The sequence below is a fragment of the Kocuria sp. NPDC057446 genome, assembly GCF_042802875.1.
GTDB lineage: Bacteria > Actinomycetota > Actinomycetes > Actinomycetales > Micrococcaceae > Kocuria.
Genome location: NZ_JBHVDI010000049.1, coordinates 1 through 21,359, shown reverse-complemented (window position 1 = coordinate 21,359; position 21,359 = coordinate 1). Strand labels below are relative to the sequence as shown.

Below are 21,359 nucleotides of genomic sequence, written 5' to 3'. Positions count from 1 at the left end.
CGGTGGCGCCGGGGTCCTGGAGACCCGTCTGATCGACATCGGCCGGGAGCGGTTCGCCCGCGACGTCTGGGGCCGGGCGCCGCTGCTCACGCGCCGGGCGGGCGGCTTCTCCGACCTGTTCTCCGCCGACGCCGTCGACGAACTGATCTCGCGCCGCGGGCTGCGCACGCCCTTCCTGCGCGTCGCCAAGGACGGGTCGACGTTCCCCGACTCGTCCTTCACATCCCCCGCCGGGGTCGGCGCCACGATCGCCGACCAGCTCGACGACACCGCCCTGTGGCGCCGGTTCGCCGACGGTGCCACGCTGGTGCTGCAGGCACTGCACCGCACCTGGGAGCCGGTCGCGGACCTCAGCGCCGCCCTGAGCGGCGAGCTCGGGCACCCGGTGCAGGCCAACGCCTACGTCACCCCGCCGCAGAACCGCGGGTTCGACGACCACTACGACGTCCACGACGTCTTCGTCCTGCAGATCGAGGGGACCAAGCGCTGGGTGCTGCACGAGCCGGTGCACCCGGACCCGCTGCGGGACCAGCCCTGGACCGACCGCCGCTCCGCCGTGGCCGAGGCCGCGAAGGGCGAGGCCCATCTCGACGTGGTGCTCGAACCCGGCGACGCCCTCTACCTGCCGCGCGGCTGGCTGCACGCGGCCCAGGCGCAGGGGGCGGTCTCCATCCACCTCACGCTCGGGATCCACACCTGGACCCGCCACGGTCTGGCCGAGCAGCTCGCCCAGGAGGCGCTGGCACTGCTGACCGAGGACCCCGAGATGCGCCGGTCCCTGCCCCTGGGCGTCGACGGACCGGACGAGGAGCTCGACACCGTCCGCGAGCGCCTGGCCGCCGCGCTCGCCGCGGCCGATCCCACCCCGCGCTTCCACCGCACCCGCCGAGGGCAGGGGCGCCCGTCCCCGCTGGGGCCGCTGGCCCAGCTCGCCGCCGTCCAGGACCTGGACCCCGGGTCGCAAGTGCGGCTGCGCGGTGCGCTGGAGGCCCGGCTGGAGGGCCCGCGCCTGAGCACGCGCGTGGGGTGGCTCGACTTCCCGGAGACCGATCTGCCCGCCGTCGCGTGCCTGCTCGACGGCGAGGTGCACACCGCCGGCGAGCTCGGCCTCGAGCTCGCCGAACGACTGCTGCGGGCGGGGGTCCTTGTTCCCTGTGACCAGTGACACCGCCACCGCGAATGCCTCCTGCCGCTTCTGGTGCGCCGACGCAGCCCGGGGGCGCGGCGACCCGATGGCGGGCACCGCGCCGCGCGGCGTCGTGTGGGTCCTCATCGAGCACCGAGGCGCATGGCCCGTCAACGGTTTCGACGGCCTGGATCTGGAGCCCGAGGCCAAGGCCCTCGTGTTCTCCGCCGCACAGGCGGCGCGGGCGCGAGTGCTGCTGGTCCGCCGACACGGCCGCCGCGACCGTGAGGGCCCCAGACGGTGGGCCGTGCTGCGCCAGGACAGCTCCGGCGCCTGTCAGCAGCGATGGGGAACGTGGCACCGCGACGAGGACCTCGCGGGAATCGCCACGGTCCTCGACGCCCCCGGCGAAGCCGGCCACCCACCGGTCCTCCTGGTCTGCGCCCACGGTCAGCACGATCCCTGCTGTGCGGTGCGCGGACGGCCCGTGGGACGTGCCCTGAGCGAGCGCTGGCCGGATCTGGTCTGGGAGTGCTCGCACGTGGGTGGCGACCGGTTCGCCGCCAACGTCGTCGTGGCCCCGGACGGCGTCTACTACGGAGGACTCGACGCGGAGTCCGCCGTCACCACGATCGAGGAGCATCTCGCCGGCCGGGTGCACGCGGAGCACCTGCGCGGGTACACCGATCTCTTCCCACCGCAGCAGGCCGCTGTCGCGGCCGCGCTCGAACGCTTCGGCCCGGCCGGCCGCCACGACTGGACGGTCACCGAGTCGGTCCGCGACGGCGACCGCTGGCGGGTCCGTCTCACCGGCCGCCCACCCCGGCCGGGCGACGTCGACGTCGAACTGCGCTCCCACGCCGCCCCGCCGCATCAGCTGACCTGCCACGGACCGGCCACGAGCTCGGCCCAGGTCTACGAGCTCACTGCGATCCGTGCGGTCTGACGGACGGGGCGAGCGAGGGGCATGGCACTCGGGCCGTGGGCCGGGGCCGTGGATCGTGGACCGGGGGCGATGGGCGATGCGGGCCGCGGTGTCGTGGGACGTCGCCGGTGACCGGTCTTCACCCGGCGGTGCCACCGCGCTAGGCTCGAACTCCCAACCCCGGTGACCGTTCCCGCTGGCCCTCCCAGGCTCGCACCGGTGGCGCGGCCGGCACGTCGTCCGCCCGGGGACCCGCCGATGTCAGGAGATCCTGATGGCCCCCGAGACCTTCGACGAGCTGCTCACCCGCCAGGTGGGCCACGAGTTCGCCGCCTCCCACCAGTACATCGCCGTGGCGGTCTGGTTCGACAGCCAGGACCTTCCGCAGCTGGCCCGGCACTTCTACCGGCAGTCGCTGGAGGAGCGCAACCACGCCATGATGATCGTGCAGTACATCCTGGACCGCGACCTGCCCCTGACCATTCCCGGGGTGGGTGAGGTGCGCAACGACTTCGCCGACGTCCGCGAGCCCCTGGCCCTGGCGCTGTCCCAGGAGCAGGAGGTCACCGAGCAGATCAAGGCGCTGTTCGCCGCCGCCCGGGCCGAGGGGGACGCGCTGGGGGAGCAGTTCATGCTCTGGTTCCTGAAGGAGCAGGTCGAGGAGGTCGCTTCGATGACCACCCTGGTGAACGTCGCGGCCCGGGCCGAGAACCTCTTCGACCTGGAGAACTTCGTGGCCCGGGAGCACGTCGGCGACGGCGGGCACGGCCATGACTCGGGGGCCCCGGCCGCCGCGGGCGGATCCGTCTGACCCGGCAGCCGTCCCCGTCACCTGCCCCGGGCGGCGGGTGACGGGGATCCGGGGGCGGTGCGGTCAGTCGGTGGCGCGGGTAAGGTCGGCGTCCTCGTAGCGGACCAGCTTCGAGCCGGTCACCAGGCGGTGGCCCAGCCACAGGGCCAGGAACAGCGGCAGGCCGATGTAGGCCGAGAGGGCGGCGAGCAGGTCGATGTCCCCCATGAAGGCCTGGTAGTTCTGCCCGAGGATCACCACCGCGCACAGAGCCAGGGCGATCATCGGGCCCAGCGGGAAGAACTTCGCGCGGTACGGGAGGTCGGCGAGGTCGTGGCCCTGGGCGCTGTAGGCCTTGCGGAAGCGGTAGTGGCTCCACGCGATGCCCATCCACACGATGAACCCGGCCAGCCCGGAGGCGCTGACCAGCCACACGTAGGCCGCGCCGTCGCCGATCAGGGTGGTGAGGAAGCAGGCGGCTCCCACGGCGGTCGTGGCGAGCAGGGCGTTCATCGGCACGCCGCGGCGGTTGACCTTCGCCAGGAACTTCGGGGCCTTGCCGCTGTCGGCCAGCGCCCAGAGCATGCGGGTGGAGGCGTAGAGCCCGGAGTTGCCGGCCGAGAGGATCGCGGTGAGGATCACCGCGTTCATCACCGAGGCCGCCGCCAGCACCCCGGCGTTCTCGAACACGAGGGTGAACGGGGAGATGGAGATGTCCTCGACCCCGCTGCCCAGCAGGAAGGGGCTGGTGTAGGGGATGAGGAAGCCCACGATGGCGATGGCCCCGACGTAGAACAGCAGGATGCGCACGAACACGGTGCGGATGGCCTTGGGCACGTTCTTCTCCGGGTTCTCCGCCTCACCGGCGGCCACACCGACGAGCTCGGTGCCCTGGAAGGAGAAGCCGGCCACCATGAAGATCGCCAGGATCCCGGCCCCGCCCCCGACGAAGGGGGCGTCCCCGGTGGTCCAGTTCTCGAAGCCGGGGGAGGTGCCGCCGATGATGCCCACGATCATGAGCACGCCCAGGACGAGGAAGATCACGATGGTGACCACCTTGATGAGGGAGAACCAGAACTCGCTCTCGCCGTAGGCGCGGGTGGACAGGGCGTTGAGGCCGAAGAGGATCGCGAGGAACAGCGCCGACCAGATCCACGAGGGCACGTCCGGGAACCAGTAGCGCATGATCAGCGCGGCGGCGACGAGCTCGGCGGCGACGGTGATCGCCCAGTTGTACCAGTAGTTCCAGCCGATGGCGAAGCCGAAGGAGGGGCTGACGAAGCGGGTGGAGTACTCCTCGAAGGCGCCCGAGACGGGCAGGTAGGTGGCCATCTCGCCCAGGGACTGCATGAGCAGGAAGACCATGAAGCCGATGACCACGTAGGCCAGCAGGGCCCCGCCGGGGCCGGCGGTGGCGATGGTGTTGCCCGAAGCCACGAACAGGCCGGTGCCGATGGCCCCGCCCATCGCGATCATGGTCAGGTGGCGGGGCTTGAGACTGCGGCGCAGCCGTGCGTGCACCTCTGCGGGAGCCGGTGCTCCCCGTCCGGGCGGGGTGGTCGTCTGGGGCGGTGCGATGGTGTCCACGGGAACCTTTCCTCGGAGGTGGCGGGTCTGCACGCCGGGGGGAGGCCGGGGCGGTGTCCGGCCGCCCCGGCCCGGGTCAGTCGTTGATGTAGAGCAGGCGCTTGTTGACGAACTCGTCCATGCCCAGCGGGCCCAGCTCGCGGCCGTAGCCGGAGCGCTTGACCCCGCCGAAGGGCATGCCCGCGCCCTCGGCCTCGGCGGCGTTGACGGCGGCCATCCCGGCCTCCAGGGACTCGGCGAGCCGCCGGGCCCGGTCGGGGTCGGTGCTGAACACCGCCCCGCCGAGCCCGTAGGGGGTGTCGTTGGCCAGGGCGAGGGCCTCGTCGTCGTCGGCCGCCCGATAGACCACCGCCACGGGCCCGAAGAGCTCCTGGTGGTGGGCGGCCATGCCCGGGGTGATCCCGGTGAGCACGGCCGGGGCCAGATACGCCCCCGGACCCTCGAGCAGCCGCCCGCCGGCGTGCAGAGTCGCCCCGGCCTCCACGGCCTCGCGGATCTGCACGGCCAGTCCCTCGGCCGCGGCCCGGGAGGACAGCGGCGCGAAGGTCCCGGGGACGGCCTCGGCCGGATCGCCCGGGGTCAGCGCCTCCGCCAGGCGGGTCAGCTCGGCGACGAACTCGTCGTAGATGTCCGCGGTGACGATCATCCGCTTGTTGGAGTTGCAGGCCTGGCCGGTGTTGCCCATCCGGGTGGCGAAGGCCGCCCGGGCGGACTCCTTGACGTCGTCGGTGTCGAGCACCACGTAGGGGTCCGAGCCGCCCAGCTCCAGCACGACCTTCTTCAGGTTCCGCCCGGCGATCTCCGCCACGGCCGCCCCGGCCCGTTCGGACCCGGTCAGCGACACCCCCTGGACCCGGGGGTCGGCGATGATCGCGGCGATCTGGGCGTGGGAGGCGAAGAGGTTGGTGTACACCCCGGCGGGCACCCCGGCCTCGTCCATCAGCTGCTGGAGGGCCCTCGCCGCCCGCGGGCAGGACTCGGCGTGCTTGAGCACGATCGTGTTGCCCAGCACCAGGTTGGGGGCGGCGAAGCGGGCCACCTGGTAGTAGGGGTAGTTCCACGGCATGATCCCCAGCAGCACCCCCACGGGCCGCTTCTGGATCACCGCCCGGCCGCCGCCGGAGGCGGTGATCGGCTGGTCGGCGGCCAGGGTCGGGCCCTGGGCGGCGAAGTAGGCGAAGATCTCGGCGCAGAACTGCGCCTCTTCCCGGGCCTCGGTGATCGGCTTGCCCATCTCCTGGGTGGCGATGACGGCCAGCTCCTCGGCGCGCTCGGCGAACAGCTCGCCGACCCGGGCGGCCACGGCGGCCCGTTCCTCGATCGGACGGGCCCGCCAGGTGCGGAACGCGGTGTCGGCGGCGGCCAGCGCCTCCTCGACCTCGGCGCCGGCGGCGGTCGGGAACTCGGCCAGGACCCGGCCGGTGGCGGGGTCGATGCTGCGGTAGGCGGGCCGGTCGGCGCCGGCGCGGGCGCGCAGGGCGGAGGTGGCAGTCACGGTGGATCTCCTTCGGGCAGGGATGGGCGCGGGCAAAGGCGGGCGCGCGCAGGGGTGGGCGCGGGCACGGGTGGGAGGCTCCTGGCACGGAGCAGGGGCGAGTGCGGGCAGCGGGCGCGCAGGCTCGCCGGGTGGACGAGGGTGTGCTCGGCCGGCGGGGGCAGGAGCCTGCCCCCGCGGGCACGGTGTCGAGGAGCGGGCGGGCGCCCGCCGGGGTCAGCCGACCGGCACGAGCTCCGCGCGGAGGGCCGCCACGAAGGCGTCGACGTCCTCCTCGGTGGTGTCGAAGCTGCACACCCAGCGGACCTCGCCCTGGGCGGCGTCCCAGTCGTAGAACCGGAACCGCTGACGCAGGCGGTCCGCGAGGCCGGCGGGCAGCGTGGCGAAGACGGCGTTCACGTGGGTCTCCTGCGTGAAGGCGACGCCCGGCATCGACCCGTCGGCGATGCCCGCCTCGATGCCATCGCGGAGGCGCCGGGCCATCGCGTTCGCGTGGCCCGCGGTGCGCAGGTACAGATCCCCGTCCAGGAGCGCGAGCAGCTGGGCCGAGACGAACCGCATCTTCGAGGCCAGCTGCATCTGGTTCTTCCGCAGGTACACCAGGCCCTGGGACGCGGCCTCGTTCAGGACCACCAGGGCCTCGGCGCCGAGGGCCCCGTTCTTGGTGCCGCCGAAGGCGAGCACGTCGACGCCGACGTCGGTGGTGAAGGCGCGCAGGGGCAGCCCCAGGGCGGCCGCCGCGTTCGAGAGCCGGGCCCCGTCCAGGTAGACGGACATGCCGTGGGCGTGCGCGTAGTCCGTGATGGCCCGGATCTCGTCCGGGGTGTACAGGGTGCCGAGCTCGGTGGACTGGGTGAGGTAGACGACGAGCGGCTGGGCGCGGTGCTCGTCCCCCCAGCCCCAGGCCTCCGCCGCCATCAGCTCGGGCGTGAGCTTCCCGTCGGCCGTGGGGACGGGAAGGAGCTTGATGCCGGCGGACTTCTCGGGCGCGCCGCCCTCGTCGACGTGGATGTGCGCGCTGTCCGCGCAGATCACCGCACCCCAGCGCGGGAGCATCGACTGGAGGCCGACGACGTTGGCGCCCGTGCCGTTGAACATCGGCCACACCGAGGCGCCCTCGCCGAAGTGCTGCACGATCACGTCCTGCAGCCGGGCCGTGTACTCGTCCTCGCCGTAGGCGATCTGGTGACCGCCGTTGGCCTCGACCAGGGCGTCCAGCACCTCCGGGTGGACCCCGGAGTAGTTGTCCGAGGCGAATCCCCTCAGCTCGGCGTCGTGGGACCTCTTCATGTGGTGCCTCATCCTTTCTCCTGGAGTTCGATCGTCGAGTCGTTCAGTTCCGGGGCCTCGGCGTCCCAGAGCCCGGCGTAGGCGGTCGCGAGCCGGTCCTCGAGGCCGGCCAGGGCCTTCACCCGGAAGATCACGGCCGCAGCGCGCAGCGGCTCGCCGGCCTCGCGGGCGGCCTTCGCATATCCCTGCGCCACCGCCCGCGTCCACGCCTCGCTCGCGGCCTTCACCGCGGCGTAGTTGGCGCCGCCCGCCAGCGGGCGGTTCACCGCGGTCGAGGACACGATGGCCAGCCGGCCCGCCGGCGAGGACCGGAGGTCGTCGTCGACGGCGCGGCTCAGGTGGCGCAGCGCGGTGAAGGAGGTCTCCAGCACGCGGTAGTCCTCCTCCGTCTGCCCGGCGAGCCCACCGCCGCCGCGCCATCCGCCGACGAGGTGGAGGAGCCCGTCGATCGACCATCCGCGGTCGTGCACCCGGCGGACGAGGTCGAGCACGGCGTGCTCGTCGGCGAGGTCCACCGTCTCCGGGTGCGCCCCCAGCGCTGCGAGGGGAGCGAGCTTCTCCGCGTGGCGTCCCGTGGCGACGACGCGGGCCCCGGCAGTGGTCAGGGCACGCGCCGCCGCCAGACCGGACGCACTGGTGGCGCCCGCGATCAGGACGGTGCGTCCGGTCAGGTCCGTCATCGCTCAGGCGTCCGTGGCGCGGATGCCGGTCGTCGACGCGATGACGCTCTTCATCTTCTTGTCGAGCGCCTCGAAGAACATCGACAGCGGGAACTCGTCGTCCAGCACCAGGTCCGTGTAGCCTCGCGGCGGCCCGGCCAGCACCTCACGGGGGAGCCCCTCCGCCCACACCGAGGCGGGGTTCGGGGGGACCACGGAGGCGATGAGCTCGTACGCCTTCATCCAGTGGACCGTCTTCGGCCGGTCGATCGACTCCCAGTACAGCTGGTCGATCGCCTCGCCGAGCTCGACGACCGCGTCGGCGACCCGGTCCCAGTCGAAGCTGAGCTCGACGTCACGCCACTGCAGGACGTGCTTCCGGTGGAGCCAGGCGAACAGCAGCTGCCCGCCCAGCCCGTCGTAGTTGCGCACCCGCGACCCGGTGATCGCGAAACGGAAGATCCGGTCGAAGATCACCGCGTACTGCACGAGCTTCCCGTGCCGACAGGTCTGCTCCTCGATCTCGGTGAGTTCTTCACCGGCGGCCCTGCGCGCCGTGAGCGCACGCTCGATCGTCACCGACTCCCGGAACGCCGTCAGATCGCAGCGCAGCTCCTCCAGGGAGTACAGGAAGAACGGCATCCGCTGCTTGATCATGAACGGGTCGAACGGCAGGTCGCCGCGCATGTGCGTGCGGTCGTGGATGATGTCCCACATCACGAAGGTCTTCTCGGCGAGATCCTGATCGGCGAGCAGGGCCGCGGCGTCCTCGGGCAGGTCCAGCTTGGTGATGCCGGCGGCCGCGGTGACCACGCGGCGGTAGCGTGCCGCCTCACGGTCCTGGAAGATGGCGCCCCAGGTGAACGTCGGGACCTCCCGCACGGCGACCGTCTCGGGGAACAGGACCGCGGAGTTGGAGTCGTAGCCCGGGGTGAAGTCGATCAGCCGCAGGGACACGAACAGCGTGTTGCCGTAGTGCCCGGCCTCGAGCTCGGCGATGAACTCCGGCCAGATCGCCTCGACGATCAGGGCCTCGACGTGCCGGTTCGCCGACCCGTTCTGGGTGTGCATGGGGAACACGACGAGGTGCCGGATGCCGTCCACGCGGTGCTGCTGCGGCTGGAACTCGACGAGGGAGTCCAGGAAGTCCGGCTCCCCGAAGCCGCCGTCCGCCCAGCGGGCGAAGTCGCGGGGCAGGGCCGCCAGGTACGCCGCGTCGTGCGGGAACAGCGGGGCGAGCTCGGCGATCGAGTCCACGATCACCTCGACGTGCTCGCGCGCCGTCGGGTGGTCAGCGAGCTCGGGGATCGACCCGTCCTTGACCTGCAGGACCTGCAGGGCGGTGGCCGCCGACCGGAGCCGGAGCCAGGCCGGGCTCGACTCCACGGTGCGGGCATCCTCCACGACCTCAGGTTCGCCGATGATGGCCTGCACCGCCTGCAGAGACGTGGACATTGAAACCCTCCTGTCGTAGATCAGCGGAAATTTTCCGGTGATGGCGATCACATACAGGAACATTCACATGTGCTCGCGGGGCTGTCAACCCTCTCGGCGCGATCAACTGGTAGCGTTCGGCGCATGGACGACCCCATGGATGTGCGACTGGCCACCGAGGTGTCCCACGACCCGCGCGCCACCCTCGCCCAGCTGTCCGAGCGGGTCGGCCTCTCGGTCTCGGCCGTGCAGGCGCGCCTGCGCAAGCTGGAGAGCAGCGGGGTGATCACCGGGTACCAGGCGATCCTCGACCCCGAGGCCATCGGCAAGCCGCTCGCGGCTTTCATCGAGATCACGCCCCTCGATCCCCGCCAGCCCGACAACGCCCCCGAGCTCCTGCAGTCGATCACGGCGATCGAGGCCTGCCACTCGGTGGCCGGGGAATCCTCCTACATGCTGTTCGTCCGGGTGGCCTCGCCGAAGGCGCTCGAGGCGCTCGTCAACGAGGTGCGTCAGGTGGCCTCCGTCAGCACCCGCACCACCGTGGTGCTGCAGACCTTCTACGAGCACCGGCCGATGCTTCCCGCCGAGGACTGAGCCCGGCGGACGCGTCGCGTGCGAGGCGGTCCTGTGGCGGCGGAGTGCGATCACTCGGTGGCGCCGGCTCCCGCTCAGAGCGCCTGCAGCAGGACGAGCACGGCCCCCAGCGTGGAGGCGCCGAGACCCACCCGCCGGACCACGCGCCGGTTGATCCGGGTGTTGACCGCATTGGACGCCGCGAAGCCGAGGGCCATGGCCGGCAGGAGCACCGCGGCGAAGAGCAGGGTCCGGCGGTCGATCGATCCCACCGCGGTCAGCGCCGTGAGGGACAGCAGCGTGCCGAACAGGAAGAACGCGCTCATGGTGCCGCGCATCCGGGCGCGGGAGGACCCGTGCCACACGAGCGCCATGGGCGGCCCGCCGATGGACGTGGCCGTTCCCAGGAGGCCGGAGGCCGCCCCGGCGACGGCGACGGTCGTGGGCCGCGGCCGCGGCTGCCACCCGCACACGCTGAGCAGCACGGCGAGCAGCACCGTGCCGGCCAGCACGAGGGCCAGCGTCCGGGCGGGCAGGGCGGCCACCAGCAGGGCTCCCGCCACCGTGCCGGGGACCTGCCCCAGCACGGCCCAGCCCGCGTCCTTCACGTCCACGGCGGCGCGGTCCCGCAGCACGCCGAGCACGGTGAGCCCGGCGGCCACCAGGACGATGGAGCCGGGCAGCAGGGTGGGGTCGAACAGGGCGATCACGGGGGCGGCGAGCAGGCCCAGGCCGAAGCCGATCGCGCCCTGGAGGCAGGAGGCCACGCTCACCACGAGCGCGACGACGGCGATCTCGATGCCGGTCACGGGGACCCTTCCGGCCGTGGAACAGGAATGAGGGCATTGTTCCACCTCCGCCGGCACCCAGGGCCTCGGCGCCGGGATCGTCTCGGCAGTGCGAAGATGAACCGCATGAACTGGAGTCCGCGCGCCCTGGCCCGCTCGATCGACCGGCCGGACTCGCGCAGACTCCCCCGACGGCTCGTGCAGCTCTACGCCGGACTGGTGCTCTACGGCATCACGCTGGGGATGCTCGTGCGCGCGGAGCTCGGCGTCACCCCGTGGGACGTGCTGCACCAGGGGCTGTCCCGGCAGTTCGGGGTGAGCATCGGCACGGTGGTCATCGTGGTCAGCGTGCTGCTGCTGCTCCTGTGGATCCCGCTGCGCGAGCGGCCCGGTCTCGGCACCCTCAGCAACGCGGTGGTGGTCGGGCTGGTGCTCGACGCGACCCTGGCGCTGCTGCCGCCGGTCGAGTCGATGCCGCTGCGCGTGCTGCTCGTGCTCGCGGGCGTGCTCCTCAACGGCGTGGCGACCGCCGCCTACATCGGGGTGCACCTGGGGGCCGGCCCCCGCGACGGGCTGATGACCGGTCTGGTGCGGCGGACCGGGGGAACGGTGCGCGTGGTGCGCACTTCGATCGAGGTGACCGTGGTGCTCGCCGGGTGGGTGCTCGGCGGCACGGTGGGCCTCGGCACGGTGCTCTACGCGCTGGCCATCGGACCGCTGGTCCAGATCCTGCTGCCCCGGTTCAGCGTCCGGTTGCAGCGCTGACGGCGCGGTCCCCGGGTCAGTCGCGGCGGTACGTCCGAGCCGCGGCGTGGGCCAGGCGCCGGCCGACGTCGATGGGTGAGCGCGGGGTGCCGCGGAGGAACGCGGCCAGGGTGCCGCCGTAGGCCAGGAGGACCTCGTCGGCCAGGTCCTGGGCGCGCGCCCCGGCGAGGGGGCGGGAGAGGTGCAGGAGGCGTTCCTCGAGCAGCGCGGTGTCGGCGGCCAGCACGTCGCTGATCTCGTCCGCGGCGTCGGGGAGCTCGGTGGCGGCGGCCAGGAAGGCGCACCAGCGCGCCGGGTGCTCCTGGCCGCGGCGGTAGGAGGCCAGGGCGTCGAACACCGCCAGCAGCCGCGCCGTGTCATCGGCGGCCTCGACCACGTGCTGGTCCCAGACCGCCCGCCAGTCCGCCAGCCGGACCCGCAGCGACTCGGCCACCAGGGCGTCCTTGCTGCCGAAGTGCGTGTACAGGGTGGCCGCCGAGACCTCCGCCTCGCGCAGCAGCACGTCGACCGGCGTGGCCCGGATGCCGCGGTCGAACAGCACGCGGTCGGCCGCCTGCAGCAGCCGGGCGCGGGCACTGAGTCGCGGAACGGTGGTCACCCCACCACTGTATCGACCTCTGTTCCAGAACGAACGTTTTGGTGTAACGTAACGAGCGTTCTGGTCAGCGAGGCGATGGAGGAGGGCCGATGCGAGCTCTGGTGGTCAGCGGCATGGCGTTGATCGCGGCGACCTACGGGTTGGCGCGCTTCGGCTACGGGCTCTTCCTGCCCCGGTTCACGGAGACCTTCCAGCTGGGCTCGGCTGTCTCCGGGCTCATCCAGGCCGGCAGCTTCCTCTCGTTCTGCCTCGCCGCGGTGCTCGCCTCCCGGATGGCCGCCCGCCCGCGGCAGGTCGTCCTGTGGGCGGGGGCGACGGCGGCCCTGGGCTCGGCCGGGGTGGCGGTCTCGCCCACCGCGGTGGTCCTCGCGGCAAGCGTGGTGCTGGCCGGCGCCGGTGCCGGGTTCGCCACCCCGGGTCTGGTCACGCTCATCGAGCGCAACGTCCACCCCGCACGCCAGGAGAACGCCCAGACCGTCGTCAACGCCGGGACCGGAGCGGGCATCGTGGTCGCGGGCCTCCTCATGCTCCTCACGATCGCCCAGTGGCGCCTGGGCTGGGCGGCGATCGCGGTCCTGGTGCTCCTGGCCACCGTGGCCGTCCTCCGGGCCGACCGGTCCGCGCACCGGGCCCAGGCTGCGGAGCGGCCCGTGCCGGTGCGGGCCCGTGACCTGGTGCCACTGGCCTCGCCCCTCAGCGCGGCCGCGCTGGCCGGCGCCTCGAGCTCCGCGGTCTGGACCTTCGGTCGCACGGCCATGGCGGCGTCCCGCACGGGCGAGGAAACCTATTCCATCGCGGCCTGGATGGTCCTGGGGGCCTTCGGGGTGCTGGGCGCCGCCGCCGGAAGGATCGTCCAGGCCTGGAGCCTGCGGACCGCGTGGATCCTGACCACGGGGGCCATGGCCGGCGCGACCGTCCTCCTGGGTGCGGCGCCGAGCGCACGCCTCGCCGCGTACCCCTCCGTGGCGCTGTTCGGGGCCGGCTACACCGCACTGTGCGGTGTCCTCATCATCTGGGCCGCGCGAGTGGTGCCCGGTCGCGCGTCCGAGGGCACCGCCGCACTGTTCATCGCCCTCGCCGTCGGCCAGGCGGCCGGTTCGGTCCTGCTGGGTTTCCTGTTCGACCCCGCCGTCCCGGCCCTGGCCTTCACCGTCGCCGGCGTCATCGGGTTCCTCGCCGTGCTGCCGTCCCTGCGTCCCCAGCCGGAGGCGCCGTCCTCCAGGGCGACGCCGAGCCCCGCGGAAGCAGGGGAAGCGCGGACCTGACCCACTGCAGCTGGCACGCCGTGTGGGCGCACTCCGACCAGGGTGAGAACGACTCGCATCAACATATTGCGATACGTTTATATTTCTGCTGTAATGATGGAGCAGGCTCTCCAGAGCGCACCGAGACCACTGAGGAGACGGCCATGGCCGATCACGACAAGCAGGCCGAGCACACCGTGGCGGACCACGCCCACGGCGAGGGCTGCGGGCACGAGACCGTGCAGCACGACGACCACGTGGACTACGTCCACGACGGTCACAAGCACGCGCTGCACGACGACCACTACGACGAGCACTGAGTCGCTCGATCACGCCAGTCTCGAGAAGCCTCTGCCCCGCGCAGGGGCTTCTCGTTCTTCTTCCAACACCTTCTTCCACCGGATCGGAGGACGTGATGCGCGCCGAGCGTGCTGAGCTCGAGGCGGCCGCCCGCCTGTTCAGGGCCCTGGCCACCCCGGCCCGGCTGCAGCTGTTGAGCCTCTTGGAGGAGGGGCCGGCAACCGTCTCCCGCCTGGTGGAGCTCTCCGGGCTGTCCCAGCCCCTGGTGTCCCAGCACCTGCGCATCCTGCGCGAGACCGGGCTGGTGGCCCTGACCCGCCACGGGCGGGAAGCCGTGTACGCACTGGACGACACCCACGTCTCCCACATCGTCGGGGACGCCCTCGCGCACGCGGGAGAGGCGCAGCACCCCCGGGCGTAGCCGCCGGCCCGACGTGGCGGTCGGGGTGCTGACGGCCCGGGGCGGGCTCAGTCGCGGTGGATCCTCGGCGGTGGGGTGGTGCCGCAGGTGGCGTCCCGGAGAACCGGCGGCAGGATGCGGTCGGGCTGGAGGATCTGCTGCGGGCCACCGGCGCGCAGCCACTCCTGCAGGGCTCGGAACCGATGGTGGTCCTCCAGGCCGCTGAACCACGCCAGGGGTCCGATCCGGTTGCTGGGGCCGTCGCGGCGGGCCACGGCCGCGATGCTGGCCAGCTCGCACCGTCCCAGGCAGGGGGAGGTGATGAGCACGGCCCCGCGGGTGGTGCGGATCGTCGAGGCGATCTGCTGCTGGTGGTCCTCGCCGTCGTTGAGCCGGTGCAGGGCGGCGCAGCGGGATCCGCTGCACCAGGCCAGCACCGGGCCGCTGGCCTCTGCTGACGGTCCGGTGTCCGTCGGCTTCCGGGGGCGGGATGTCCGGCGCTTCATGGGAGGTCCTCTCGGTGCCGTGGCGGCTGGTGGTGGTGCGAAGGGGTGCCCGTCACCGCGCAGCGCCTGACGGGCACCCTGTCGGGGATGGGGCGACTCAGTGGTCGTGGCCCTCGTGCTCGCCGTCCGCGTGGTCGTGCCCCTCGTGCCCGGCCTCGGCGGGGGCCTCCGGGTCGCCGTCGACCACGGCGATCTCGATGGGGGTCTCGGGCAGGTCGAAGCTGTCCACCACGGTGCCGGCGGCGATGTCGACCAGGTGCAGCTGCTGGGCCGCGGCGTCGGTGACGTAGGCGCGGTCCCCGGCGACCTTCACGGCCGGACCCGGCTCCTGCCACTCCTCGGGCTCCTGCCAGGCCCCGACGACGTCGACCTCGTGCAGGATCTCACCGGTGTCGGCGTCGAGGATGTTCAGCTGCCCGTCGTAGGTCAGCACCAGGGCCTCCCCCTCGGGCCCGCGGGCCAGGGAGCGGAACCAGTAGGCCGAGCCGAGGTCCACGGTGCTGATGGAGTCGGTGCGGGTGTCGATCAGTCCGATCCGGGTGGGGCGTTCCTGCTCGGCGTCGGGGTCGGTCTTGTAGTCGGCCAGCACGATCGGGGAGCCGTGGGAGCCGAACTGGTTGCCCGAGCGCTGGTAGTCCTCCTCCACGGCGACCTTGTGGAAGGCGCCGTCGCGGTAGATCACCGGGCCGTTCTCGCAGCCCAGGGTCACGACGTCGCCCTGCCCGGTCGGGGCGGCCGCGGCCTCCCCGTGGACCCCGGGGCAGTCGGTGGTCTCGGCCACGACCTCGCCCTCCGGGGTGACGACCTGCACGGTGTCGCGGCTGTCCTCGGTGCCCTGGGTCAGCAGCAGGTTCCCGTCCGTCAACGGCACGGCCACCCCGTGGTGGGGGGCCTCGGTGGCGTGCTCCTCGACCTCGTCGTCCTCCACGACGCCGTCGGAGAACGCTGCGGAGTCCATGATCTGGATGGCTCCGGTGCCGTCGGCGAACAGTGCGGTCCTGCCCTCGTGCACCACCACGTGGGCGGCCTCCGGGGCGTCCAGGGCGGTGTCGGCCAGGGCGGGGGCCTGCTCGTAGTAGTGGGAGTGGTCGCCGTGGGTCTGGTCGATCAGGCCGGTGTCGAAGAGGCGGAAGACGTCGCTGTCGCTGACCAGCACGTGCCGGCCGTCCCCGGCGTTGTTCAGCCGCAGGAACCCCTCGTGCTCGGTGTTCTGGATCACCTCGCCGGATTCGGCGTCCACCGTCATCAGGCCGCCGTCGTAGCTCAGCACCACCCGGGGGGTCAGGGAGCCGACCTCCTGGCGTTCCGCGGTGGTTCCGGACGCGGAGGGCGAGCCCGAGGCCGCGGTGGACGCCGGGGCGGCCGGGGAGTTCTGGGCCACGGACTCGGTGTCGGCCGCTCCGGTGGAGCAGGCGGACATGGCCAGGGCGGCGACGACGAGTCCGGACAGGGTCAAGGTGCGGGAAGACGTGTGCATGCCAGCACCATAGATGATAATGAGAAACATTCTCAAGGAGAAGTGCAGTGCTCCGTCTCGCTCCGTCGTTCCCCGTGGCCGACGACCCCTGATGCCGAGGGTGCATCTCGACCCTGGTGGCGCCGCCGGACGGGGCGAAGAGCGCACCCGTTTTGCTGATTGAGAATGATAGTCATTAGTATTGACGGTGTTGTCGAGTTCTACACGAGGAGAGACCGTGCGCGGTACAGCCCGCTTGGAGGTGGGGGATCTCGGTGTCTCCGTGGCCGGACGGCCGCTGCTGCACGGGGTGGCCTTCCGGGTGCAGCCCGGACAGCGGGTGGCCCTGCTCGGAGCCTCGGGGTCGGGGAAGTCCCTGACGGCGCTCGCCCTGCTGGGACTGCTCGGACCGCAGTTCGACGTCCGTGGCGCCCTGCGAGTGGCCGGCCGTGAGCTGCCCTGGCGCCAGGCACCAGGACGCCGCCCGGGAATGGCGGCGGTCTTCCAGGACTCCCAGGCCGCGCTGAACCCCGTGGTGCGCCTGGACCGGCAGCTCCTGCCCGCCGTGGCCCGCCGACGCCGGATCAGCGCGGCGGCCGCCGCCCAGGTGATCGAGGACCTGCTGCGCGAGGTCGGCTTCGAGGACCCGGAGCGGGTCCTGCGGGCCCACCCCTCCCAGCTGTCGGGCGGGCAGCGGCAGCGGGTGTGCCTGGCCCTGGCGATGGCCGCGTCCCCGGACCTGCTGGTGGCCGACGAGCCGACCACGGCCCTGGACATGATCAGCCAGCGCCATGTCGTCGAGGCCCTGCGCCGCTGCACGGGACCCGAGCGCAGCGCTCTGCTGTTCATCACCCATGATCTGGCGGTGGCCGCCGACCTGTGCGACACCGTCGTCGTCCTGGAGCGGGGCCGGGTCGTCGAGGCCGGTCCTGTGCAGCAGGTGGTCCGGTCGCCTCAGGCGGCGTTCACCGTGTCCCTGGTCGCCGCAGCCCGTGCCGGTCTCCGGTCCGCAGCCGCCCCGCCAGGTGCGGCGCTGCCGGGCGCGGCGCCGCTGGGCGTGGCGTCGTGAGCCGGTCGGCAGGCTCCACCACCACGCTGCGCGGCACCGGGCTCACCAGGGCCTACCGGACCCGCTCCAGCACCGTGACGGCGGTGCGCGGCGTCGACGTCGAGGTGCGCGAGGGCGAGTCCCTGGGGGTGGTGGGCCCCTCGGGGTCGGGGAAGTCCACGCTGCTCTCCCTGCTGCTGGGCCTGGAGCGCCCGGATGAGGGCGAGGTCCGCTTCGACGGCGCCCCCCTGACCGGCCGGCAGCAGATCCGGCGAGCCCGGCAGGCCGTGCAGTACGTCCCGCAGGACCCGGCGTCCAGCCTGGATCCGCGGCGCAGCGTCGAACGCCAGCTGCGGGAACCGCTGCGGCGCTTCCGCGTCCCCGGCGACCACCGGCGCCTGGTCCGGGACGCCCTGGAGCAGGTCGGACTGGGTGCGGAGCACCTGGCCCGGCACGCCCACGAGCTCTCGGGCGGCCAGGCCCAGCGCGTGGCGATCGCCCGGGCCCTGGTGACCGGCCCGCGGATCCTCCTGGCCGACGAGGCCGTCAGCGGGCTCGACCTGCCGCTGCGCCACCAGGTGCTGGAGCTGCTGGAGGACCTCCACGTCCGGGGAGGTCTGGGACTGCTGTTCATCTCCCACGACCTCACCGCGGTCCGTTCCCTGTGCGAGCGCGCGCTGGTGCTCGACCACGGGCAGGTGGTGGAGGAAGGACCCGCCGGCCGGCTCCTCGAGACGCCGCACCACCCGACGACGCGGGAGCTGGTGGACGCCGTCCCCCGCCTGTCCGTCTGAGCCCCGCACCCCTGAGATCTCCGCCGACCCCTCCACCCATCACGACGAAAGGGCCCTCTGATGCCCCCTCACTCCTCCGCCGCCGTTGCTCCCCGCCGTGCCCGCCGCACCGGCCTCGGCCTCGCCGCCGTCAGCCTGCTGCTGCTCACCGGCTGCTTCTCCGCGGGCTCCGGCACCTCCTCCGCCGGAGGCGCCGGGGACGCCGGGGACGCCGGCTCGACCGACGCCCGGATCGAGCTGGCCATGCTGCAGCCGCCGCGCTCGGGGCTGTCCCCGCTGAGCGACGACGCCTTCAAGCTCTCCCGCTGGTCCACCGCCGAGACCCTGGTCCGACTGGACGAGGCCGGGGAGGCGCAGCCGATGCTGGCCACCGAGTGGGAGCAGCTCGACGACACCACCTGGTCCTTCACCGTCCGCGAGGGCGTCACCTTCCACGACGGCACCGAGCTCACCGCGGAGAACGCCGCCGCCTCCCTGTCCCGGGCGGTGGAGGCCGAGCCGGCCCCGCGGATCCTCGACGGGGTGGAGATGACCGTGGCGGCCGAGGGCGACACGGTGCGGGTCACCACCGCCGAGACCGATCCGCTCGTGCCGCAGCGGCTGTCCAGCCCGCAGCTGTCGGTCCTGGCCCCGGCGGCCTACGAGGGGGACACCGTCACCCCGGTGGGTCACGGCACCGGGCCCTTCGAGCTCACCGCCGTGGACGGCACCTCCGGGGCCACCCTCGAGCGCTACGACGACCACTGGGACGGCGCCGCGGCCGCGGCCGGCATCGACGTGTCCTTCGTGCCCGACGGCACCGCCCGGGCCGCCGCGCTGCGCACCGGCGAGGCGGACGTCGTCGAGGCCGTGCCCGTGGGCCAGGCCGCCCAGGTGGAGGAGGACCTCCTGGAGGAGGTGCCGATGCCGCGCACCAACACCCTCTACCTCAACACCGAGGACGGGCCCTTCGCCGACCCCGCCCTGCGCGCCGCCGCCCGCGAGGCCCTCGACCCGCAGACCGTGGTGGACGGGGTCTACGAGGGCCGGGCCGACGTGGCCGCCGGGCTGCTCGGACCGGCGATCCCCTACGCCGCGGAGGGCCGGGACACCGACGCCTACCGCGAGCTGCTCGCCGACCGCGCCGAGGCCGGGGACCCGGCCGGGCAGAAGATCACCATCGGCACGTTCACCGACCGGGCCGAGCTGCCCGAGGTCGCCGTCCAGCTCCAGCAGCAGCTCGAGGCCGCCGGCTTCGAGGTCGAGCTGGAGGTGCGCGAGTACCAGTACATCGAGGCCGACGCCCTGGACGGCGACTTCGACGCCTTCATCCTCTCCCGGGCCACGGTGCTCGACTCGGGCGACCCGGTGGCCTACATGGTCAGCGACTTCGGCTGCGCGGGCTCGTTCAACCTCTCGCAGTTCTGCTCCGGGGCCGTCGACGACGCCCTGACCGCCGCGGAGCAGGCCGCACCCGGCGAGGAGCGACAGGAGGCGATCATGGCCGCCGAAGCGGCGATCCTGGCCGAGGACGCGGCGATCCCGATGCTGCACGAGCGCGTCATCCAGGGCGAGCAGAACGGTGTGGAGGGCGCGGTCCGCGATCCGCGCGAGCGCGAGCTCATCACCGCCGAGACCACCGTCGCCGAGTGAGGGGACGGGGAGGGGCGGCGGCCCTGATCTCCCGCGCCGCGGCCTTCGCCGCCGTCGTCGTGCTGATCGGTGCCCTGCCGTGGCTCTCGGGCAACAGCCCGGAGTACACGGTGCTGCGCGCCCGCTACGCGGACCGGCCGGCCACCCCGGAGCTGCTCGCCCAGATCCGGACCGAGCTGGGCCTGGACGGCGGACCGCTCGCCGTGTTCGCCGACTGGGGCTCCGGGGTGCTCACCGGGGACTTCGGCACGTCCTGGATCAGCGGGCGCCCGGTCCTGCCCGGGGTCCTCGAGGCCATGGGGGTGTCCCTGACCCTGATGGGCGCGGCCCTGGCCGTCGCCCTGCTCGTGGCCGCCCTGATCTGCGTGCCCACCGTCCGGGCCGGGCTCGCGGGGCGCCCCGCCCGCGGGGCCGGGGCGGCGGCCGCCGCCCTGACCGCGCTGCCGGAGTTCCTGCTGGCGGCCGTGCTGCTGATCGTCGTGGCCGTCTGGGCGGGCTGGCTGCCGCCCTACGGGTGGCGTGGCCCTGAGCACGTGGTGCTGCCGGCCCTGGCGCTCGGCCTGCCCGGGGGCGGGCTGATCGGCCGGCTGCTCTCCACCGCGCTGGCCGGCGCCTTCACCGAGCGCTGGGTGCACACGTGGGCCGTGGCCGGGCACTCCCGGCCCCGGATCGCGCTCGCGGCGCTGCACCGGGCCCTGCCCGGGGTGATCGGGCAGATCGCCCTCGTCGTCGTCGGGCTCACCGGAGGGGCGGTGCCGGTCGAGGAGGTCTTCGCGATCCCCGGCCTGGGCCGGACCCTGCTCGGGGCCGCCGCGTCCCAGGACATCCCCGCCCTGCAGGCCGGGGTGCTGCTCCTGCTCGTGCTCGCCGCGCTGTGCGGCGCCCTGGCCGCCCTCGCCCGCCGGGCGCTGCTGGGGCCGGCCGGCCGCTCCGGGGACCTGCCCGTCCCCGGGTCGCCCTCGGGTCCTCGCCGGTCCTGGTGGACGGTGCCGGCCGTCTCGGGGACCCTGCTGCTGGGGCTGATCGTCGCCGGGCTGCTCCGGGACCCCTACGCCTCCGCCCACGGGCGGCTCGAAGCGCCCTCCTGGGCGCTGCCGCTGGGGGCCGACGCGTCCGGGCGCGACGTGCTGGCGCGCGTGGGCCACGGCGCCCTGGACACCCTGGGCCTCGCCCTGGTCGTGGTCGCCGCCTGCCTGGTCATCGGTCTCGTGATCGGGGTGACCGGGGTGTGGTCGACCGGGCCGGTCGAGGTCACGAACGCGGCACCGCCGATCATCGCCGGCATCCTCGTCGTGGCGGTGGCCGGCCCCTCCGCGGCCGGGGCCGCCCTCGCCGTGACCCTGGTGAGCTGGGCGCCGCTGGCCGCCCACACCGCCGCCCTCGTCGCCGAGATCTCGGCCCGGCCCTACGTCCGGGTGCTGCCCCTGCTCGGTGTGGGACCGGCCCGCGTCCTGGCCGGGACCGTCCTGCCCACCCTGCTCCCGGAGGTGGCCCGGCACGCCATTCTGCGCCTGCCCGGCACCGCCCTGGCCATCGCGGGCCTGGGCTTCCTGGGCCTGGGGCAGCAGCCGCCGGCCCCGGAGTGGGGGCTGCTGCTGGCCGAGGGCATCGGCTACGTCGAGCGCGCCCCGTGGACCGTGCTCGGCCCCGCGGGCGCCCTGGTGCTCGCCTCCGTGCTGGCGGTCTCCCTCTCCAGCGCCGACGTCGCGAGACGGGCGACCCGTGGCGGGGTGGGAACCGCCGCCACGGTCCCCGTCCCGGATCCCGGTCAGGTGCCGGTGGGGGCCGCCGTGCCGGTGGGGTCGGCCCGCGGCTGAGCGCATGTCCTTCATGTCGACCGCGCCGCGCCCCCACACACAGCCGTCGGCGATCTCCCCGGAGAACGGATGGTGCGTCCAGTCCTCGGCGTTGGCCGGCACCACATCGGTGTGCCCGTGGATGAGCAG

At 73.4% G+C, this 21,359-nt stretch carries 21 protein-coding genes and 1 pseudogene; 12 read left to right on the top strand and 10 right to left on the bottom strand.

Features of this window, described 5'->3' with window-relative positions:
* The 3 genes from ACFU0Y_RS08230 to ACFU0Y_RS08220 form a co-directional block, all read left to right on the top strand.
* Window positions 1-1,165 (top strand): cupin domain-containing protein (locus tag ACFU0Y_RS08230; protein WP_380213987.1); only part of this gene is annotated, 1,165 nt, incomplete at its 5' end.
* 67 nt (window positions 1,166-1,232) lie between these two features.
* On the top strand, window positions 1,233-2,072 hold the full coding sequence (locus tag ACFU0Y_RS08225; protein WP_380213988.1) for a sucrase ferredoxin: 840 nt from the start codon (window positions 1,233-1,235) through the stop codon (window positions 2,070-2,072).
* A gap of 253 nt (window positions 2,073-2,325) precedes the next feature.
* A complete protein-coding gene (locus ACFU0Y_RS08220) occupies window positions 2,326-2,862 on the top strand; it encodes a ferritin (RefSeq protein ID WP_380213986.1) in 537 nt (178 codons plus the stop codon).
* A 63-nt stretch (window positions 2,863-2,925) separates the two neighbouring features.
* On the opposite strand, the gene ACFU0Y_RS08215 is transcribed toward ACFU0Y_RS08220, so the two are convergent.
* The 5 genes from ACFU0Y_RS08215 to ACFU0Y_RS08195 all read right to left on the bottom strand — a co-directional run bounded on the left by ACFU0Y_RS08215 (window position 2,926) and on the right by ACFU0Y_RS08195 (window position 9,327).
* Complete coding sequence (locus tag ACFU0Y_RS08215; RefSeq protein ID WP_380213985.1) at window positions 2,926-4,428, bottom strand: amino acid permease; 1,503 nt, start codon at window positions 4,426-4,428, stop codon at window positions 2,926-2,928.
* A 76-nt stretch (window positions 4,429-4,504) separates the two neighbouring features.
* Window positions 4,505-5,923: an NAD-dependent succinate-semialdehyde dehydrogenase gene (locus ACFU0Y_RS08210; RefSeq protein WP_380213984.1), complete on the bottom strand. Its 1,419-nt coding sequence runs from the start codon at window positions 5,921-5,923 to the stop codon at window positions 4,505-4,507.
* Between the two features lie 216 nt (window positions 5,924-6,139).
* Entirely contained in the window at window positions 6,140-7,213 is a 1,074-nt protein-coding gene (locus ACFU0Y_RS08205; RefSeq protein WP_380213983.1) for a threonine aldolase family protein, read from the bottom strand.
* Between the two features lie 8 nt (window positions 7,214-7,221).
* A complete protein-coding gene (locus ACFU0Y_RS08200; RefSeq protein ID WP_380213982.1) occupies window positions 7,222-7,893 on the bottom strand; it encodes an SDR family NAD(P)-dependent oxidoreductase in 672 nt (223 codons plus the stop codon).
* A gap of 3 nt (window positions 7,894-7,896) precedes the next feature.
* Complete coding sequence (locus ACFU0Y_RS08195; protein ID WP_380213981.1) at window positions 7,897-9,327, bottom strand: DUF6421 family protein; 1,431 nt, start codon at window positions 9,325-9,327, stop codon at window positions 7,897-7,899.
* Between the two features lie 123 nt (window positions 9,328-9,450).
* Here ACFU0Y_RS08195 and ACFU0Y_RS08190 point away from each other — a divergent pair, with 123 nt between their 5' ends.
* A complete protein-coding gene (locus tag ACFU0Y_RS08190) occupies window positions 9,451-9,903 on the top strand; it encodes an Lrp/AsnC family transcriptional regulator (RefSeq protein WP_380213980.1) in 453 nt (150 codons plus the stop codon).
* Between the two features lie 74 nt (window positions 9,904-9,977).
* Here the strand turns inward: ACFU0Y_RS08190 and ACFU0Y_RS08185 are convergent, their stop codons facing one another.
* Entirely contained in the window at window positions 9,978-10,691 is a 714-nt protein-coding gene (locus tag ACFU0Y_RS08185) for a sulfite exporter TauE/SafE family protein (protein WP_380213979.1), read from the bottom strand.
* Between the two features lie 96 nt (window positions 10,692-10,787).
* Here ACFU0Y_RS08185 and ACFU0Y_RS08180 point away from each other — a divergent pair, with 96 nt between their 5' ends.
* Complete coding sequence (locus ACFU0Y_RS08180; RefSeq protein WP_380213978.1) at window positions 10,788-11,435, top strand: YitT family protein; 648 nt, start codon at window positions 10,788-10,790, stop codon at window positions 11,433-11,435.
* A gap of 16 nt (window positions 11,436-11,451) precedes the next feature.
* Here the strand turns inward: ACFU0Y_RS08180 and ACFU0Y_RS08175 are convergent, their stop codons facing one another.
* Window positions 11,452-12,033: a TetR/AcrR family transcriptional regulator gene (locus ACFU0Y_RS08175; RefSeq protein WP_380213977.1), complete on the bottom strand. Its 582-nt coding sequence runs from the start codon at window positions 12,031-12,033 to the stop codon at window positions 11,452-11,454.
* 89 nt (window positions 12,034-12,122) lie between these two features.
* Here ACFU0Y_RS08175 and ACFU0Y_RS08170 point away from each other — a divergent pair, with 89 nt between their 5' ends.
* From ACFU0Y_RS08170 to ACFU0Y_RS08160, 3 genes are all read left to right on the top strand, one after another.
* Complete coding sequence (locus tag ACFU0Y_RS08170) at window positions 12,123-13,298, top strand: MFS transporter (RefSeq protein ID WP_380213976.1); 1,176 nt, start codon at window positions 12,123-12,125, stop codon at window positions 13,296-13,298.
* Between the two features lie 143 nt (window positions 13,299-13,441).
* On the top strand, window positions 13,442-13,597 hold the full coding sequence (locus ACFU0Y_RS08165; protein ID WP_380213975.1) for a zinc transporter permease: 156 nt from the start codon (window positions 13,442-13,444) through the stop codon (window positions 13,595-13,597).
* A gap of 95 nt (window positions 13,598-13,692) precedes the next feature.
* Complete coding sequence (locus ACFU0Y_RS08160; RefSeq protein ID WP_380213974.1) at window positions 13,693-13,998, top strand: ArsR/SmtB family transcription factor; 306 nt, start codon at window positions 13,693-13,695, stop codon at window positions 13,996-13,998.
* Between the two features lie 47 nt (window positions 13,999-14,045).
* Here ACFU0Y_RS08160 and ACFU0Y_RS08155 read toward each other — a convergent pair whose 3' ends face one another.
* Entirely contained in the window at window positions 14,046-14,483 is a 438-nt protein-coding gene (locus tag ACFU0Y_RS08155) for a hypothetical protein (protein ID WP_380213973.1), read from the bottom strand.
* Between the two features lie 97 nt (window positions 14,484-14,580).
* Window positions 14,581-15,960, bottom strand: coding sequence for a hypothetical protein (locus tag ACFU0Y_RS08150; RefSeq protein ID WP_380213972.1), 1,380 nt, complete (start codon window positions 15,958-15,960; stop codon window positions 14,581-14,583).
* A 217-nt stretch (window positions 15,961-16,177) separates the two neighbouring features.
* On the opposite strand from ACFU0Y_RS08150, the gene ACFU0Y_RS08145 reads away from it, so the two are divergent.
* Genes ACFU0Y_RS08145 through ACFU0Y_RS08130 form a run of 4 tightly spaced genes read left to right on the top strand, consistent with a single transcriptional unit; the run spans window position 16,178 to window position 21,230 of the window.
* Entirely contained in the window at window positions 16,178-17,008 is an 831-nt protein-coding gene (locus ACFU0Y_RS08145; RefSeq protein ID WP_380213971.1) for an ATP-binding cassette domain-containing protein, read from the top strand.
* Window positions 17,005-17,781 (top strand): ABC transporter ATP-binding protein, encoded by a 777-nt coding sequence (locus ACFU0Y_RS08140; RefSeq protein WP_380213970.1) that lies wholly within the window; start codon window positions 17,005-17,007, stop codon window positions 17,779-17,781. Before ACFU0Y_RS08145 ends, ACFU0Y_RS08140 begins: the two co-directional genes overlap by 4 nt.
* A 60-nt stretch (window positions 17,782-17,841) precedes the next feature.
* Window positions 17,842-19,413 carry an ABC transporter substrate-binding protein gene (locus tag ACFU0Y_RS08135; protein ID WP_380213969.1) on the top strand — a complete coding sequence of 524 codons (1,572 nt, stop codon included), beginning with the start codon at window positions 17,842-17,844 and terminating at the stop codon, window positions 19,411-19,413.
* Entirely contained in the window at window positions 19,410-21,230 is a 1,821-nt protein-coding gene (locus tag ACFU0Y_RS08130; protein ID WP_380213968.1) for an ABC transporter permease subunit, read from the top strand. Before ACFU0Y_RS08135 ends, ACFU0Y_RS08130 begins: the two co-directional genes overlap by 4 nt.
* 57 nt (window positions 21,231-21,287) lie before the next feature.
* Here ACFU0Y_RS08130 and ACFU0Y_RS08125 read toward each other — a convergent pair.
* Window positions 21,288-21,332 (bottom strand): annotated as a pseudogene (locus tag ACFU0Y_RS08125) (hypothetical protein); the annotation flags it as partial.
* Window positions 21,333-21,359: the final 27 nt, after the last annotated feature.

Bases quoted from the DNA above. Each gene is read 5' to 3' on its own strand.
- ACFU0Y_RS08200 (WP_380213982.1), bottom strand. From the start codon at position 7,893: ATGACGGACCTGACCGGACGCACCGTCCTGATCGCGGGCGCCACCAGT.
- ACFU0Y_RS08195 (WP_380213981.1), bottom strand. From the start codon at position 9,327: ATGTCCACGTCTCTGCAGGCGGTGCAGGCCATCATCGGCGAACCTGAG.
- ACFU0Y_RS08220 (WP_380213986.1), top strand. From the start codon at position 2,326: ATGGCCCCCGAGACCTTCGACGAGCTGCTCACCCGCCAGGTGGGCCAC.
- ACFU0Y_RS08165 (WP_380213975.1), top strand. From the start codon at position 13,442: ATGGCCGATCACGACAAGCAGGCCGAGCACACCGTGGCGGACCACGCC.
- ACFU0Y_RS08150 (WP_380213972.1), bottom strand. From the start codon at position 15,960: ATGCACACGTCTTCCCGCACCTTGACCCTGTCCGGACTCGTCGTCGCC.
- ACFU0Y_RS08160 (WP_380213974.1), top strand. From the start codon at position 13,693: ATGCGCGCCGAGCGTGCTGAGCTCGAGGCGGCCGCCCGCCTGTTCAGG.
- ACFU0Y_RS08205 (WP_380213983.1), bottom strand. From the start codon at position 7,213: ATGAAGAGGTCCCACGACGCCGAGCTGAGGGGATTCGCCTCGGACAAC.
- ACFU0Y_RS08155 (WP_380213973.1), bottom strand. From the start codon at position 14,483: ATGAAGCGCCGGACATCCCGCCCCCGGAAGCCGACGGACACCGGACCG.
- ACFU0Y_RS08135 (WP_380213969.1), top strand. From the start codon at position 17,842: ATGCCCCCTCACTCCTCCGCCGCCGTTGCTCCCCGCCGTGCCCGCCGC.
- ACFU0Y_RS08180 (WP_380213978.1), top strand. From the start codon at position 10,788: ATGAACCGCATGAACTGGAGTCCGCGCGCCCTGGCCCGCTCGATCGAC.
- ACFU0Y_RS08190 (WP_380213980.1), top strand. From the start codon at position 9,451: ATGGACGACCCCATGGATGTGCGACTGGCCACCGAGGTGTCCCACGAC.
- ACFU0Y_RS08225 (WP_380213988.1), top strand. From the start codon at position 1,233: ATGGCGGGCACCGCGCCGCGCGGCGTCGTGTGGGTCCTCATCGAGCAC.
- ACFU0Y_RS08170 (WP_380213976.1), top strand. From the start codon at position 12,123: ATGCGAGCTCTGGTGGTCAGCGGCATGGCGTTGATCGCGGCGACCTAC.